Genomic DNA, 15,359 nt, shown 5'->3' with positions numbered 1-15,359 from the left:
GCGTCTGGGTGGTCGAGGGGTGGGTGGATGCCGAGTCCAAAGCCGTTGCCGCTGCAGTGGTCCGACCAGGAGCGCCGGGTGTTGCGGGGCTGGTCGAGGCTGGTCGCGGCGGCGGACGGCGTCTGTATCGCTGGTGCTGCGCTCGAAGATTGTGCTGGCGTGTGCGGAGGGCGCGTCGAACACGCACGTCGCGCAGATGCTGGGCGTCTCGCGGGAGACGGTGCGCAAGTGGCGGGCGCGGTTCGCCGCGCACCGGCTGGAGGGGCTGGTGGACCGGCCGCGTTCGGGGGCGCCACGGAAGATCACCGGTGATCAGGTCGAGGCGTTGATCGCGAAGACTCTCGATCAGGCGCCGCCGAAGGGGGACACGCACTGGTCGACGCGCTCGATGGCCCAGGCTGCCGGCATGTCGCAGTCGGCCGTCTCCCGGATCTGGCGGGCCTTCGGAGTCAAGCCCCACATCGTGCAGACCTGGAAGACGTCCAGCAACCCGCAGTTCGTGGACAAGGTGCGTGACGTAGTGGGCATCTGTCTCGCTCCGCCTGAGAACGCCCTGGTGCTGGCGGTGGATGAGAAGTCGCAGATACAGACCCTTGACCGCACGCAGCCCGTTCTGCCGCATCCTGGCTCAATCTCGTCGAGCGCTGGTTCGCCGAACTGACCAGCCTCAAACTCCGTCGATCCACCCACCGCAGCATCGTCGAGCTCGAACGCGACATCCGTGGCTGGATCAATGAGTGGAACAAGGAACCCAAGCCGTTCGTATGGACCAAGACCGCGGACGAGATCCTGAAACCCTCGCCGCGCACTGCACACGAATCAACGACTCAGTACGCTAGGGCGCTGACGGGCCGGCCGCCACCGCAGCCCTTCTTCTCCCGGTTGGCGGCCTGGTCCTTCGTCTCCGCGATCACTGCCTTGATACTGCGTCCACGCAGGCGGGCTCGGTTACCACGGGAGGAGTAGGCCTTGTTGGCGGCGACCGCGCCCGGTCGGCTGCGGGGGCGGCCGACCGGGCCGCGGACCCGCAACTTCTTGAGGACGGGGATGAACTGCAGGCTGTCGGCAGCCTGGCCCGCGGTCAGCACAAACGCCAGCGGGCTGGACGTGCGATCGGCGGCGAGTGGACCTTGCTGGTCTGCCCGCACCTGGAGCGTCCCAGGGGGGCCTTCAACCGGAGTTTTCGGCGACGCCGGATGTTCCTCCCGCTCGGGCGCAAACTCGGTGCCGTTCCGTCATATTCTTCGAGGCTGCCTCTTTCTGCCCCGGTTCTTCCGTCTCGGTGGCGGCCTTCTCCAGCGCGGTCAGGACGTCCTCGCCCAGGTGCATCCCAGCTGCGTCGTGGTGAGCGCGCGCGGCGGTGGAGTCGATGCTGACCAAGGACAGATCGGTGTCACGCCGCTTCGCTGCTTCCGCCATCAGGCCCTCCAGCAGGGCCCGAAGACGCCAGCGTCACGCCACTACCGGAAGCGGTTGTGGACGGTCGGCCAGGCGCCGAACTCCTGCGGCATCTCCCGCCACTATCTGCCGGTCTTGAACCGCCAGATCACACCCTCGAACTGCCGTCGTAGCCGCTCCGTGTACGGGCCGTACTCACCGATCGGCAGGTACGGCTCGATGAACTCCCATTGCTCCGTCAGTTGCACTCGCGTCACTCAAGAATGCCTACCGGTCCAGACCCTGCCACGAAGGCGAAGTCCCGCCGACGGATTACGACGAAACGCGCCCTGACTCACGCCCTCTCTGCGCAGGCTGTCGGCCTCTGCAGACCGCCCTTGCTCGGCGAGCAGGCCGACGAGCACGTCCAAGACCTGTGCACCGCCTCCCATGGCGAGGTTCCGGCGCCACAGTTCTTCGATCTCGGCGGTGCGGCCCGTCCGTGCGAGCAGCTTGGTCAGGTGGTGACTTGCGTACCAGCGCGTGGTCGAGTCGCCGTGGTCCGCCAAGCGGCGCCAGATCTCCTCACTCTCGTCGGTGTGCCGGTGGGTTTCCAGGAAGGTGACGAGTTCCTCGTTCACTGCCAGGTTGCCGGACGCCGCGATCCTTCGCAGCAGCCCCTCCGCCTCATCGATCCGCCCGCGCTCCACCAGGAGTTTGACGAGACGCCTACGGGAAGACCAGGCCTCGTCGCCTCCGTTCAGGGCCGAGCGGAGCAGTACCGCCTCTGCCTCGTCCAAGCGCCCTTGCTTCAGCAGGAGACTGACCAACCAGCCGGTGCCCTTGTCGTAGGTCGTGGAGACCGCTTCGAGGAGGCGTTCGTCCTCGGCGTCCCTACCGTGCCGACCCAGCAGGAGGGTCAGCGTCAGCAGGGTGTCGGCGTCCCCCTGGAGGGCACTGGGGAGGAGCAGCGCGACCGCCTCGTCCACACGACCCCGCTGTTCGAGCACCTTGGCCAGCCCCGAGGCCGATCCGTACTCCCCGGCACGGACCCCGTCCCGCCACAGTTCCTCCGCCTCGGCCAGTCGGCCCTGCCGCAGGAGGAGGTCGCTCAGCTTCTCGCGCGCACCGGACGAGGTCTCGTCCCCGTCTCCGTGCCGGACGCTCTGGCGCCACACCCGCTCGGCCTCGGCCGTCCGCCCCTCGCTCTCCAGGCGTCTGGCCAGGATGCTGCGGGCGTAACGGTGTCCGGCCGTTGCGGAACGCCAAAGCACCTCCTCCGCCTCCGCGGCGCGTTTGCCGATGTCGAGCATCATGACCAACTCGTTGCGGCAGCCGAGGTCACCAGCCGCAGCGCCTTCGCGCAGCGCCTGATAGGCCTCGTCGCGCATCCGGTGGCTCTTGAGGAACTCGATGAACGGGAACCACACGTCGTGGCCCGCGTCGGCGGCCTGCCGCCAGGTGGTGAGAGCCTCGGCTGTCCTGCCGTGTCTGTCCAGGAAGGACGCCAGGCTCCTGAGCACGCTCGTGTCTCCCCGCGCGAGGCCGTCGCGGAAAACCCGCTCTGCTTCGGCCGGTCGGCTCCGCTGGTCGAGGAAGTTGGCCAGCCGGACCAGCTCCAGATCGTCGCCGGCGGCGGCCGCCGCCCGCCGGACCTGTTCCTCGTCCTCGACCCTGCCCTGTCGCTTCATCAGATTGATGAGGGACGACCGGGCCTGCGCCAGGTCGCTGGCTGCCGCGCGGTAGATCAGCTCGGCCTGCCGGAAGAGCCCGCGGTCTTCCGCGGACCGTCCCATGCGCCACAGGTCCGCGCCGGTGAGGTGGTCGGCGTACGCCTGCCACACGCTGTCGGCGGGCACGCTCGCGCGCCGCGTCGCGGTGCCGTGCTGCAGGAGGTAGTCGGCCACCGTGTATCCGGCGACCGTGCCCATCTCCCGTCCTGGGACCGGGCCGAGAACCGCGGTCGCACCGTGCAGCTCCTTCGTCGCGTACGCCATAGCTCGCGCGAGCCAGTCGTGCGGGGCCCTGGCGACCTCGGAGGGGGCGAGATACGCCGGGACCGCCGCCGTCAGCAGGGCCGTCGGCACGCCGCCCTCGACGCCGAGACGACGTGCATCGATCGCCGCAGTGATGAGGGCCCGGGCGTAGGGTTCGGGCGCCTGTTCCCAGCGCAGCACCAGATGAGGGGCTGCCGCGAGGACCTGGGTCATGCCGTAGTCGGCCGAGGTCAGGGCGACGCGGATGCGCGGATCGTCCCGCGCCGCGGCGTCTGCTCGCTCCTGCTCCGCCAGAGTCAGCCGGTCCGCGAGGTCGATGACTTCCGCCTGTTTGAGCACCTCGCGCTCGCGCCGGAACGGGTCATCCTCGCCTACGCCCGGCTTCGTGGTGAACCGGAGGTAGTGGTCGGGCCAGAGCGTGCCGATCAGCACTGTCTCGGCCCCACCCACCAGCAGAGCGCGGATCGTCGCGGGTGTCAGCCCATCACTGAGGTAGTTCTGGAACTCGTCGAGCCACACCACGGTCCGGGGCACGGGCGCGGTCGCGAGGGCGGCCAGGGCGGCGACGTCGGGTGGCTGGAAGAGCCACCAGTCCGCCCGCTCGGCCCGGACCGCCTCCCACGCGCTACGCGTCTTGCCCACGGACGACCCACCGACCAGCAGCACAAACCGTCCGACGGCCAGCGCAGCGCGCAGACGCCCGTCGACGTCGCGCGACACGTAGACAGGGAGTTCGTCCGCTGCGGTCGCCGGACCTGTCACCTGGATCGCCGCGTGCACGCCGAGCGCGCGAGGCCGCGCGTCCCGTACCGGCAGAGCCCCGGAGGGCCGCCGAATCGACACGGACCCGACCCGGCTCCACGCGGCCAGCCACCCAGGGACCTCCGTGCAGGGCACTTCGCACACGGCGAGGAAGGTCAACAGCTTGTCGCGCGACGGCATCCGGCGACCGGTAACGATCTCACCGATCGTGCTCCTGGCCAGGGGCTCCCACGCCGGTCCGCCGGGCCTCGACGGCAACTTCCCGGCCGCCGCCTCCATGCGTTCGTACGACAGGCCCCGCAGCCGACGGAGCGCGTCGAGGCACGCAGCGAAGTCGGCGGGCCCGTCCGCCCGATCCGGGTCCACTCCCTCCACCGCACCCCCTCACGGCCCGTACCGACCACTCAACATAAGGGCAGGGACCAGTCATCGTCACCCATTCCAGGGCTTCTCCGCTTTCCTCCGGCTTCCTCCGACTCCCTCCGAAGCCGTGGCCGGAGGGCGCGCCCGCCCGCTGCACTGAACACATCGACGAGCACGGGAGGAAACATGGGCGACTGGCTGATCACCATTCAGGCCGCAGGCAGCCTCTTCACTTTCGCCGCCACCCTGGTCAACTTCTTCGCGGCGCTGCGCGGTCGCCGCGGCGATCTCGACCAGTGACCGGGACGGTGGCGGAACGGGCGGCGGCCGAGCTCGGGGGCGGTCATGGCACGTGTCGGTAGCGCGTTTTGAGTCGTGATCCGTCTACAGGATTCGCCCAAATGATCACGGCTCCGACCTGACCGCCCCCACCCTTCTGCAACTCCGTTCAGTAGGCGAGCTCCCCGATGCCGCCATCGACGCGCAGCACGGTGCCAACGGTGTAGGCGGACTCGTCCGAGGCGAGATACACAGCTGCCTTCGCCATCTCGGTGGCGGTCCCCAGCCGATGGAGTGGCACGGTTCGCCGAAGTTCCTCGTAGACGGCGGCTTGCCGCTCCGGGCCCAGCGGCGCGAACGCATTGGTGACGGTCGGCCCGGGGCTCAGGCCGTTGACGCGAACGCCCCGCTCTTTGAGTTCGTGGGTCAGCCCGCGGGCATAGGAGAGCAGACCCGCCTTGGCGGCGCCGTACACCGTTGCGTTCTCGTGTCCGACGAAAGCGGAGACCGAGCCGACGAGGATGACCGAGGATTGCTGCGAGAAGAGCGGCAACAGGGCCTTGATCAGGAAGAACGGCGCTTTGAGGTTGGTTGCGAGGAGCCTGTCGAATGCCTCCTCGGTCCATTCCTCGATCGGAAGATGGGTGATGTCGGCTGCATTGCTCATCAGGATGTCGAGCTTGGGCCATTCCGCCCGCAGCCGCGCCGCGAGCGCCGCCTGGCCGGGTACGTCGCCGGCGTCGCTGACGATGGGCAGCAGCGGCCCGTCCAATTGCCGGGCGGCCTCGTCCAGTCTTTCCTGCGAGCGGCCGGTGATCGCGACGGCCGCTCCTTCGGCGAGGAACTCGCGGGCGGTCTCCAGTCCTATGCCGCTCGTTCCTCCTGTGATCAGTGCGTACTTTCCCTCGAGACGACCCATGATTTCTCTTTCCTTCACTCGGCGCCGTGGCGCGTGAATCAGCAGCGATGACGGGCTGTCCCGTCAGCGGTGGCACTGTCCGGCGGCAGCGGCCGTGGCTCAGATCGCGGTTCGGCCGCCGTCGGCGGGCATGACCGCTCCGGTCACATAACTGGCTCGGTCACCGGCGAGAAAGGCGACGACGTGCGCCACTTCGGCCGGGTCGGCGGTGCGCTTGAGCGCGGTGGTCAGGCCCATGCCCCCCATGTCGGGGCCCATCGCCGCGATCACCTTCGAGGTGCGCATCGGACCGGGAGCGACAGCGTTGACCCGCACGTTCGAAGGGGCGAACTCTGCCGCCCAGGTGCGGGTCAAGGATTCGAGCGCGGCTTTGGTGGCGCCGTACACGGCCATCCCGGGCATGCCGAGACCGGCTGCGGTGGAGCTGACGTTGACGATGCTGCCGCCGCCGTTGGCGGCCATTTTCGGTGCGAGCAGCGCGGTGAGCAGGAACGGCGCACGCACGTTGACCGCGAAGGCGGCCTCATAGCTCGCGAGGTCCTGTTCGGTGGTCGGGCCGAACGTCATGACGCTCGCGTTGTTGACCAATATGTCCACAGCACCGGCGTCCTCGGCCAGCTGTCGCACGGCTGCCGTGTCGGTCACGTCGGCTGTGACGAAACGCACCGTTGCGGTGGACTCGCCGCCGACCGCGCGAAGGTCCTCGACGACCTGGGCTCCGCGCTCCAGGTCCGTGCCGGTGAGGATCAGGTCGGCTCCCCCGGCAGCCAGCACTCGGGCCGTCGCGTGCCCGAGTCCGCCGATCGCACCGGATCCGGTGATGAGTGCTGTCTTTCCTGCAAAGTCCATTGCTTCGCCTTTCGCGCCCGGCATGGGGCCGGTCGACTTCTGTGCAGCCGTTCAAAAAGTTCTGCGAGGGAAGCTATGACTTCTTGAACGCCCTGTCAAGAAGTTGTAGTCTCGGACACGTGGCACGAACCGGACGACCCCGCGGGTTCGACAAGGACCAGACACTGACGCGGGCACTTGAACTGTTCTGGTCCCGGGGATACGGGGCGACATCGATCCAGGACCTGGTCGACGCGCTGGCCGTCGAACGCGGCAGCCTCTACGGAACGTTCGGGGACAAGCGCAGTTTCTACCTCGACGCCGTCAGGCTCTACTGGGAGGTGTACGAACGACACCTGATCGCCGCGCTCGACACCACTCCGCTCCTGCCGGCGCTGCGCGAGATCCTGACCCACCCTGCACGCCTGGACGAACTGATCTCCGACGTGGGCGTACCGCAGGGCTGCCTGGTCGGCAACACCACCGCGGAACTCGTCCCCCACGACAGCGAAGCCACACAAGTCGTCACCCGCTCGTACCGCCGGTTCACGGAGATCCTCACCGACGCGCTGCGCCGCGCACAGGCCGCCGGTGAAGTCACCGACACCGCCCGCCCCGAGGACCAGGCCCAGCTACTGCTCTACGTCGTCCAAGGCCTCTCGCTCGTATCGCGGGCAGGCCTCGAGAGGACAGCGGCCCTGGCCGCGATCGACACCGCGATCGACGCACTGCGGGCCTGACCGGAAGCCGTACCGGCGTACCGGCCCAGCGGTCGGCCGCCGCAGTCCGACGGGACGACAGCCGCGAGCGTCACGCAGTGCGGGATTGTTCACCCCGGCGACCATGTGCGCGACGGCGCACCCTCCCGCAGTTTGCAGCGGGCTCCCACAGAGCAGTGCCCGCCGTTCGTCGGTCCGTACGCACTGCGGGAGTGACCGGCTCCGCCGGGTGGGGTCAGCTGGTGATGAACGGTTCGGTCAGGTGCGGGGTCGCGAGGTGGAGGGTGTCGGCGGCCCTGCTACCGAGGACCCGTTCTCTTGAGGCTCTCGCCTGCTCGACGTCCATCTCGTGGGCGTAGGCGAGTTCGGGGTGGAGCAGTTGGATCGCGTGCACGAGCAGGTCACCGGTGACGGCGACCAGTTCGCTCCCGGAGGTGACGAGCACGCTCTGGTGCCCGGGCGTGTGACCCGGCGTGGCGAACGCCCGCTCGCCGTTGCGCAGCGGGGTGTCACCGTCGAGCAGCCGTAGCTGATCGGTCTCCCGGAGCGGGTCGATGAGAGTGGACCGCAGCTGCGGGTTGACCTCGTCGATCGCGTCGAGTTCGGCCTGCTGCAACAGGTATGCGGCGTTCGGGAAGAACGGCCGCCTCTGCTCGCCGCCCACGACGGCCCAGCCCACGTGGTCGGTGTGGAGGTGCGTGAGCACCACGGTGTCCACGTCGGAGGGTTCGATACCCGCGGCGGCCAGCGATGCCGGGAGCGCCCCGGGCACCGGCGCCCAGGCCGCCGGGCTGTCGGCCGGACCGATCCCCGCGTCGACCAGCGTCACGCCCTGATCGCTGCGGATCGCGAACGCGCGGAACTGGAGCCGCCAGCGCCCGTCGGCGTCGAGCGCGCCGGGATCGAGCCGGTCGGCCGCCGCCCACTGCTCGGCAGTCGCGCCGGGGAACGCCTCCGACCTGGAGGAGAAGAAAGGGCCCGCGCCGTCGGCGAGCGCGATGACGGTGTACGGACCGACCTGGATAGAAGGGGGCACCCCACAGATGGTGCCACCGGCGGGCGGCCCACGATCAGGCGGGCCGCTCCGAGTTCACTCCGGATCGAGAGCGCCTCGCAGCACATGGCTCGGGCATCGGCCAGCGATGAGGCCGGGTGGGGCTCTCGACCTGCCGTACTGCGTGAACCGGCAACAGCCGTTTCCGCGTTGTCGGTGGCATGTCCTACGGTGCCGGGCATGGGGATCACCTCAGCGTGGGCCATCACCGCTCACCCCGACACGTTCATCGCTCAGTTGGCGCCCCGGATGCTTCCCCTGCTCCAGGCCTGGCAGAGCGATCCGGTGGCCGGTCGGTTGTGGCGCCGCTGGCAAGAAGCGCCCTTGCCTGACTTCCGCACGTGGGGCCACGGATTCGGCGACGACTACTGCTCCGGGGAAGCCGAGCGAATCCGTGACTTCTACCAGATGATCGGCAACTTCGGCCCGATGGATGACATGTACGACGGCGGCCCCGACGCCACGGATGACTTCCATCTGCTGACCCACGTCTGGGATCGGGATGAGGACCCGGAGCGATTGTTCATCCACGTCTGCTGGAAGGACTACGCTCTCGCTTCCTTCTTCCACGCGATCGGGCCCCGCCGTGCGGCCCTGCTTCCTGGCTGGTGCGGAAACTTCCTGCTGACCTCGGCACAGGTGCGCCACAGCTTGCCCGACGTCGAGAAGGCTCTCTCCTTCACCCCCGAGGAGAAAGCCGTCGCCGCCGACCAGGACTGGCTCGACTACTCCGAGGGTGAGGAATCCGTCCTCGACGGGCCGCTGCGCGCATGGCGGCAGGCCGCCACGGCGGGCCTGGGCCTGTGCGGAGTCTCCGTGCACATCTACTGACCCTCCCCCGCCCCCGCCCCCGGAGGCGTGGGCCCGTAGGCGCCGCAGTTGTCGCGGGACGCAGTCGTTCTCGCGCCGACTCAGCTGTTGAGGCTGGTGTGGTTCCACCAGCCTTGCCGACCAGCCCTGAATTTGATCGACGTGCCGACTCCGTTGATCTTGGCCTCGTACCTCTGTCCCTTCTTCAAAGGGCTCTCGGTCACGACCCCGTGAGGGTCCTCGATCGCCTCGACGGTGATGTCCGGGACCTTGCTCAGAAACGAGGGGTCGATGCCGCGCGGCTCGGCGAGGGTGATGACCTCGTCCCAGTTCGGCTTCTTCGCGAGCTGGTGCGCGATGTGTACCTCGTCGTCCTCGCCGAACAACAGGTAGGTGAGGTGGGCGGGGTACTTCAGGCCTCCGAGCTTCCGGAAGTACCGTACGTCCTCCGGGCTGCACGATGCCTCGGTCGGCTGTCCGTTCAGCATCTTCTGAAATTCCCTCGACCCGTCAGGTTTGACAATGACCCGTTCCAGTTGGACCTTGAACGTCTTGCCCCGTTTGAGGTCGGTGAGCGGGAAGTTGTCGGGGGAAAAGAGGCTGTAGAAAACCCTCTTGTCCTTGTTCTTCTCCAGATCAGCGAGATACGCCTCGCGGACGGCATCCGCGAGGCTGAGAGTCACGATGGCCTGGAAGGCGTGCGCCTCCACGTTGTAGAGCGCGAGGTGGTAGGAGAAGATCTTCTTCTTGCCGATGAGCAGAAAGCGGTGGAGGCCGTGCGGGGCTCCGTGGGAGCCGGCTCCGTGTTTCGTATCTGTGCTCATGGCGTGCTGCGCCTTTCCTGCGGTCGGCGGGAGGAGTCTGGGGGGCCGGTCAGCCGCCGCGTCCAGAACGGACGGTGGAGCCAGCGGGCCTCCTGGGCGTGAATGAGACAGTGGCCGCGCAGATACGCGGTCCAGGCGGCCGCGGTCTTGTGCGCGTAGTCGGCGAGAGCCGACACGTCGTCGCGGTTCACACGGCTCAGTCGGGCATCGACGGCCCGGCCCGCGTTCATCCCGGTGTAGAGGGCGGTCAGGACCCCCTGAGAGGAAACCGGGTCGAAGGCGACTGCTGCGTCCCCGGCCGCGATCCAGCCGTCTCCGTACACCCGGTCCAGGTGTGCTGTGTGCGCGGCAGCCCGGCGGGGCGCGGTAGGTGGTGCGGGCGCGGGGCCGGGAGCATGCCGACGGGCCCACCGGGACACATGCCGGGTGGCCGACATCCGTCGGGGGAAGTGGCGTGCGGTGTACGGGGCGGCAGGCAGGTCGGTGTCGGTGAAGTAGGCGACCAGACGCCTCCCGCAGGGCTGTGGGGCGGTGTACCACCAGCCGTCCTCATCGGATTCGACGAGCGAACGGCGGTCGGTGTCCCGCGGGTCCGCCTCCAGGCACGCATGGACGGCTGTGAGCCGGTCCAGGGCCCGCCGTCGGGCCCCGCACCGGACGGCGATCGCGGCGGCGCGGCCGGTGGCGTCGACGACCCAGCGGCAGCACACCGTACGCACGTCGCCGGCCCCGCCCTCGGCGGGGTCCGTGCCGCCGCGCAGAGCCAGGGTCCAGCCGCGGCCTGCCTGCCGTACCACTTTGCGTACGGCTGTGCCCTCGGCGACCTCGGCCCCCGCCGCGCGGGAGGCGTCGCGCAGACGCCGGTCGAACAGCCGCCGGTCGAGGTGCCAGCCATGGCCGTGCGGATCGTTGATGAAGTCCACAGCGCGCAGTTCGGCCGAGCCCCACGCCGAGAGGTTGCCGTAGCAGGGCAGGTGCCCGGATCGAAGAACACGGTCGGCGACGCCGAGGTCGCCGAGCAGGACCCGCCCGGCGGGCACCAGGGTCTCGCCGGTCTTCGGCGGCCCGGTGCCGGCGTCCGCCAGCAGGACCGTACGGCCGGACAGGGCCAGTGTGAGCGCGGCGGCGCAGCCGGCCGGGCCGCCGCCCGCCACCACGACGTCGTAGGTTTCCGCGCCGGGGGCCGGTGCGGTGCTCACAGGGCCTCGTGGAAGGGGTCGAGTCTCTCGAGGTACCCGGCGGCGATCTCCTCCTCGCGGTAGCCGGTCGCCTCCACGGCCTGGCTGACGGCCCGGGCCACGCACTCGGCCTCGACGGTTGCGGGATCGCGTTCGTCACCGGGCCAAGTGCCGGCTGCGGCGGCCAGCACGGGCGCACCCGCCTCCAGCACCTGCAGGTTGACGAGGTTCGCCGTGTCCATCGCCTGGTCGAGCGGTGATTCAGGAGGCGACTCCACTTGGACGCGGTCGGGGAACTTCCCGTCGCCGACGGTGTAGTCCCGTACCTCGACGATGCCGAGCTTCGGCCAGTCCGTGACCATCTGGGTGCGCTGCTGGTTCGTATTACCGTTGAGGCCGCGCAACCAGGTCGCTCGCCGTTCGAACGCCTCCTCCCGGGCGTCGTCGTCGCCATCGGCCGGTGGCGTGTTCACCGTCTCGAAATCCTCAGCCTTGAGCACATGGTTGGGCACGTGGGCAGGCCAGAAGGTCGGCAGGTACGGGCTGTAACGGGCCCCGAGGTCCGGCACCAGCGCCTCGTAGCCGGAGCGGCAGCTCGCGGTGTCGGCCTGCCATGGGGCGGCCATCCAGCGTGTGAGGTCCCCGGGCCCTTGCGCGTGCAGTGGACCGTCCTCGGCAACTGCCTGCTGCGGGGTCAGAGTCGGCCCGAAATCGGGTTCGGCGGTGTTCGGGGCGCGGTGCAGGATGCGGAACGGCTCGGCGAACATGGTCGGGTGCCTGATCGGCCAGGTGACCTCGCACCCCGGGTGGAACGCCTCCGCCGCACAGTTTTCCAGAGCCGCTCGGTCCAGGAGGTGCGGCTGTTCCGCGACAGGCGCGTCATCCACCGTGGGACGGGGCTCTCGAAGCGGAGCGGCCTGGAAGGCACCGTCGGCCCAGCGGCGCAGCATCCAGTCCTGGAGCGGGGACAGTGTGATGTGCTGACGTACGGATTTCGGCTTGCTGGCCATGGCGTCGCCATAGAGCCATGGCCACGGCAGCGGGGACTTCCCGTCGCGGCAGTAGTCGCGCAGGGCCATATACATCTGGCGACGCAGTTCCCGGTTGCGCTCGGACGGATCGGCGAGGCGTTTCCGCAGCGCCGGGGAGAGGAAGAAGTTGGGGCCGTTCCAGCCGAACTGCGTCGCGAACCCACGGTTGACCCACTGCAGATCGCAGAATCGCCGCAGAATCGGCTCGACATGATCAGCGAACGACAGTTTCTGCGGGCGGGCCAGTGTGCCGGCCTCGACAAAGACATCGAAGAGCAGGTCGTAGAGGGTGCGGATGGATTTGACTCCGGGGGCGTAGTCCGGAGGAGCCACCACGACCCAGGCCGGGCCGGCGGTCATTTCTCTGCCGTCGACTCGGACCTTCGCCGTCACAGGGCCGTCGGACACGTCGTCGTACCACGTGTCGTTGTTGGCGACACCGGTGATCGGTCTGTTGTTGTACGAGGCGGAGTTCCCCCTGCCACCGAGCACCACCAATCGCCCGTCGGCACGGGTGGAGATCTCCCCGAGGTACACCAGGGTGTCCATGATTTTGCCGGAGTCGAACTTCTTCGTCTCGGTCATCGAGCCGCGAACGGTCCGGCTTCCGGGGTCGTTGACCAGCTTCTTCCGGTCGGCGCCACAGACGTCGGCGTTCCGCAAGGTGTATTGCCCTGGCGAGAGCATCTCGCCCTCGGGGATGTCGAGCGGCAGGTGGAACTGGTACCAGGCTGCCTTTTTGTTGGCCAGATGCACCGTCCACTCGATCTCGGTGACACCCGCTTCGCCCGGCTTCAGCTCCCGTACGACCTCCCCCGCAGCGTTGTAGCCGTACACCCGGAAACGCGCGGCCTGCCTTCTGATCGCCCCGGAACCATCCTTGTAGAACCCGCGGCCCGCGGGTTCCTGGTCCGGTGATTCCGGACCGACGAAGGGCGCTTCGACGCTGTTGCCCACCCGGGCGACGCCAATGGCGGGGTGGATCTTCACCTGTGCAATGCGGCCGTCCATCGAAGAACTTCCCCTTGTGGGCCCGGGGTGCGGTCTCAAACGTAAGTTCTTCCATTTCCGCCGCGTATCATGGCCGCCGAATGGGTGTACGAACGCAATGTGTGGCAGGGTGAGCGCTGCGGAGATTGCCGGCGAGGATGACCGGAAAGGGGCGGCATCGGCAGCGCCTCCCCCGTCACTTCGTGCCCCGCGCTTCTTTGATCTTCCGGGCCGCGGCCCGCTGGATCTGCGCGGCCAGCAGCTCTTTCGGGTAGAGCGCTCCGACCTCGGCTGGTGTCCTGCCGAAGTGCCGCCAGTAGGTCTCGCCGATGGCGGCGGCTTCCCCTCCGGTCCTCAGCACACTTTGATACAGCATGTTCTTGGCCATGTGGGCGGCCCGCTGAACACCGGTGAGATCCCACACCACCAGCAGTCCCGGCGCGCGGATCACCAGGTCGGGTTTGAGGTCTCCGATCAACCGAACCTTGTCCTCACCGGTCCGGAACAGCGGCTTCAACTCCCGGGCCAGCTCTCGGACACCGGCAGTGCGGGAGACATAGGTCTCGACTGGCATGTCGAGAACCTCCGGCAGCACATGGGTGAACGTCCGCAGGGACCGCTCGGGGACGATCTCCAACGCGGGCCAGGCGGGGTGTCGTTCCCGGACCAGGCGGGCGACGATGCTGTGCAGTCTGGTGCCCCGGACCGGGGCGGTGAGTCCGGTGCCGCCGGCGGACGCGTCCAGTTCGGCGATGGCCGCAGCCACGATGTCCTCCAGGGCCTCGGGGGTCACCATGGCCGCACCGGCACCGGCCGCGGCCCTCTTGGCGGCCGGTTTCCGCTTCTCGGCCTCATCCAGTCGCTTGACTGCCTCCTCCAGCTCTGTCAGGTCGGCCTCGGCAAGCGGCCCCTTGCCCGCCTGCAGGGCCTCGACCACCTCCTGCTGCCCGATGGCGGCGGTGCCCTTGACTTTGGGCCCCGAGACGAGGATGTCCTCCCCGCTTGTCACGAGAACGATCCCGTGCGGGGTGGCCATCGCGTGGTGCTCGCTGAGCAGGAATTTCACCAGCTCCGCGAAGCGGAGGCCGATGCGGTCCAGCAGCGCGACGCCGACCCGCGTGACAGTGACAGCCAGCCGGGCGGCGCCGGACGCCAGCTTGGGCACCGAGGCGACTGCCTCCGGCAGGGTGAGCAGGGTCATCACGACCTGGCCGATGATGCGGCCGGCTTCGAAGAACTCCAACTGTTCGAGCTTCTCCAGGAAGACGTCGCGCAGCTGCCGCAGCCCCTCGTAGGAGGAGAGCACCGGATGCTCCGCGAAGGTGACGACAGCGGTCCACAGCTGGTGGCGCTCCTTCGCGAGCTGCTCGGAGAACGGCGCGCCGGCCAGCACGGCGAGGACCTCCAGGGCCTGGTAGAGGTTCTCCCCCGCGCCCCAGAGCACGCCGCTGAAGACGGCGGCTGTGTCCGCCGCGCTGGGCTCCCAGTTGGCGAACACGAAGGTCCAGGGAACTCGCCGGTCGTGCAGGAAGTTCCGGAACTCCCGCACCCGGACCAGGTTGAGGGTCTCGCCCAGCCGGCCCAGCACGCGCAGTTCCTCGAACACGTCCATGACTTCGTCGTGGTCCAGGTCTCTCAGGTGGGCGAGCAGTACCCCGGAGACCACGCTCCCCGGAGCTGAGGCCAGTCCGCGCCGCAGCGCATCCGCGATGCGGGCGGCGATGGCTCGCCGGTCGTGGGGCACCCGCCCGGTGATCGTGATCAGGGGCAGGGTGTTGAGGTCTGTACAGTCGGCCAGGATGCCTGCCGGGACCGGGTCCGCCTCATAGGCGATCATCCGCAGTCCGGTCGGGTGCCGCCGCCCGTCGGCGGCCACGCGGTGCACGGCGTAGGCGGCGCCGGGGGCGGCGACGGCCAGCAGCCCCATTCCCTCCCGGGCGATGGGTTCCAGGTAGAAGGTGCCGGGTCCCAGACGAGCGGCGACGGTGCGCTGCGGGCCGGTACCGTCGGCGGCCATCAGCCGGATGGCAGCGCCGCCCAGCAGTAGGGAGTCGGCGGCGATGCGGGCCAGTGCGGCGCCACGGTATCGGGGGCCCATGCGCTCCCGCAGGCGCGCCAGCGCGGATCTGGATGTCCCCGGCGGAGGCAGGGGGGTGGAAGGCGGTGCGCTGGAACGGTGCCGTCCTGCGCCGCCCACATTCCTGGCCCCGGAGCCGCTACGGGTCCCG

10 protein-coding genes and 2 pseudogenes are annotated in these 15,359 nt (G+C 69.0%); 3 read left to right on the top strand and 9 right to left on the bottom strand.

Translation table 11 applies throughout. The features are described from left to right. Window positions 1-27: 27 nt before the first annotated feature. Window positions 28-839 (top strand): annotated as a pseudogene (locus HC362_RS33155) (IS630 family transposase). 3 nt (window positions 840-842) lie between these two features. Here the strand turns inward: HC362_RS33155 and HC362_RS33150 are convergent. The 4 genes and pseudogenes from HC362_RS33150 to HC362_RS33135 form a co-directional block, all read right to left on the bottom strand. Then, window positions 843-1,655, bottom strand: a pseudogene (locus tag HC362_RS33150) (transposase); the annotation flags it as partial. Beyond that, window positions 1,656-4,217, bottom strand: coding sequence for a tetratricopeptide repeat protein (locus HC362_RS33145; protein WP_243088037.1), 2,562 nt, complete (start codon window positions 4,215-4,217; stop codon window positions 1,656-1,658). A 730-nt stretch (window positions 4,218-4,947) separates the two neighbouring features. Further along, window positions 4,948-5,697, bottom strand: a complete 750-nt coding sequence (locus tag HC362_RS33140) for an SDR family oxidoreductase (protein ID WP_243088036.1) — start codon at window positions 5,695-5,697, stop codon at window positions 4,948-4,950. Window positions 5,698-5,796: 99 nt separating this feature from the next. Then, window positions 5,797-6,546 (bottom strand): SDR family oxidoreductase, encoded by a 750-nt coding sequence (locus HC362_RS33135; protein ID WP_243088035.1) that lies wholly within the window; start codon window positions 6,544-6,546, stop codon window positions 5,797-5,799. Between the two features lie 119 nt (window positions 6,547-6,665). On the opposite strand from HC362_RS33135, the gene HC362_RS33130 reads away from it, so the two are divergent. Then, window positions 6,666-7,265: a TetR/AcrR family transcriptional regulator gene (locus HC362_RS33130; protein WP_243088034.1), complete on the top strand. Its 600-nt coding sequence runs from the start codon at window positions 6,666-6,668 to the stop codon at window positions 7,263-7,265. Window positions 7,266-7,479: 214 nt separating this feature from the next. Here the strand turns inward: HC362_RS33130 and HC362_RS33125 are convergent, their stop codons facing one another. Beyond that, a complete protein-coding gene (locus tag HC362_RS33125; RefSeq protein WP_243088033.1) occupies window positions 7,480-8,280 on the bottom strand; it encodes an MBL fold metallo-hydrolase in 801 nt (266 codons plus the stop codon). 198 nt (window positions 8,281-8,478) lie between these two features. Between HC362_RS33125 and HC362_RS33120 the strand changes: the two genes are divergently transcribed. After that, a complete protein-coding gene (locus HC362_RS33120) occupies window positions 8,479-9,129 on the top strand; it encodes a hypothetical protein (RefSeq protein WP_243088032.1) in 651 nt (216 codons plus the stop codon). A gap of 80 nt (window positions 9,130-9,209) precedes the next feature. Here HC362_RS33120 and HC362_RS33115 read toward each other — a convergent pair whose 3' ends face one another. From HC362_RS33115 to HC362_RS33100, 4 genes are all read right to left on the bottom strand, one after another. After that, window positions 9,210-9,932: a hypothetical protein gene (locus tag HC362_RS33115; RefSeq protein ID WP_243088031.1), complete on the bottom strand. Its 723-nt coding sequence runs from the start codon at window positions 9,930-9,932 to the stop codon at window positions 9,210-9,212. Then, window positions 9,929-11,131 carry an FAD-dependent monooxygenase gene (locus HC362_RS33110; protein ID WP_243088030.1) on the bottom strand — a complete coding sequence of 401 codons (1,203 nt, stop codon included), beginning with the start codon at window positions 11,129-11,131 and terminating at the stop codon, window positions 9,929-9,931. The genes HC362_RS33115 and HC362_RS33110 overlap by 4 nt, the downstream gene beginning before the upstream one ends. Continuing rightward, window positions 11,128-13,152, bottom strand: coding sequence for a LodA/GoxA family CTQ-dependent oxidase (locus tag HC362_RS33105; protein ID WP_243088029.1), 2,025 nt, complete (start codon window positions 13,150-13,152; stop codon window positions 11,128-11,130). Before HC362_RS33105 ends, HC362_RS33110 begins: the two co-directional genes overlap by 4 nt. Window positions 13,153-13,327: 175 nt before the next feature. Further along, window positions 13,328-15,229 (bottom strand): PD-(D/E)XK nuclease family protein, encoded by a 1,902-nt coding sequence (locus tag HC362_RS33100; protein WP_243088028.1) that lies wholly within the window; start codon window positions 15,227-15,229, stop codon window positions 13,328-13,330. Between the last annotated feature and the right edge of the window lie 130 nt (window positions 15,230-15,359).

Source organism: Streptomyces sp. 891-h (assembly GCF_022760275.1).
GTDB lineage: Bacteria > Actinomycetota > Actinomycetes > Streptomycetales > Streptomycetaceae > Streptomyces > Streptomyces spirodelae.
This window is presented reverse-complemented; position numbering and strand designations above follow the sequence as displayed.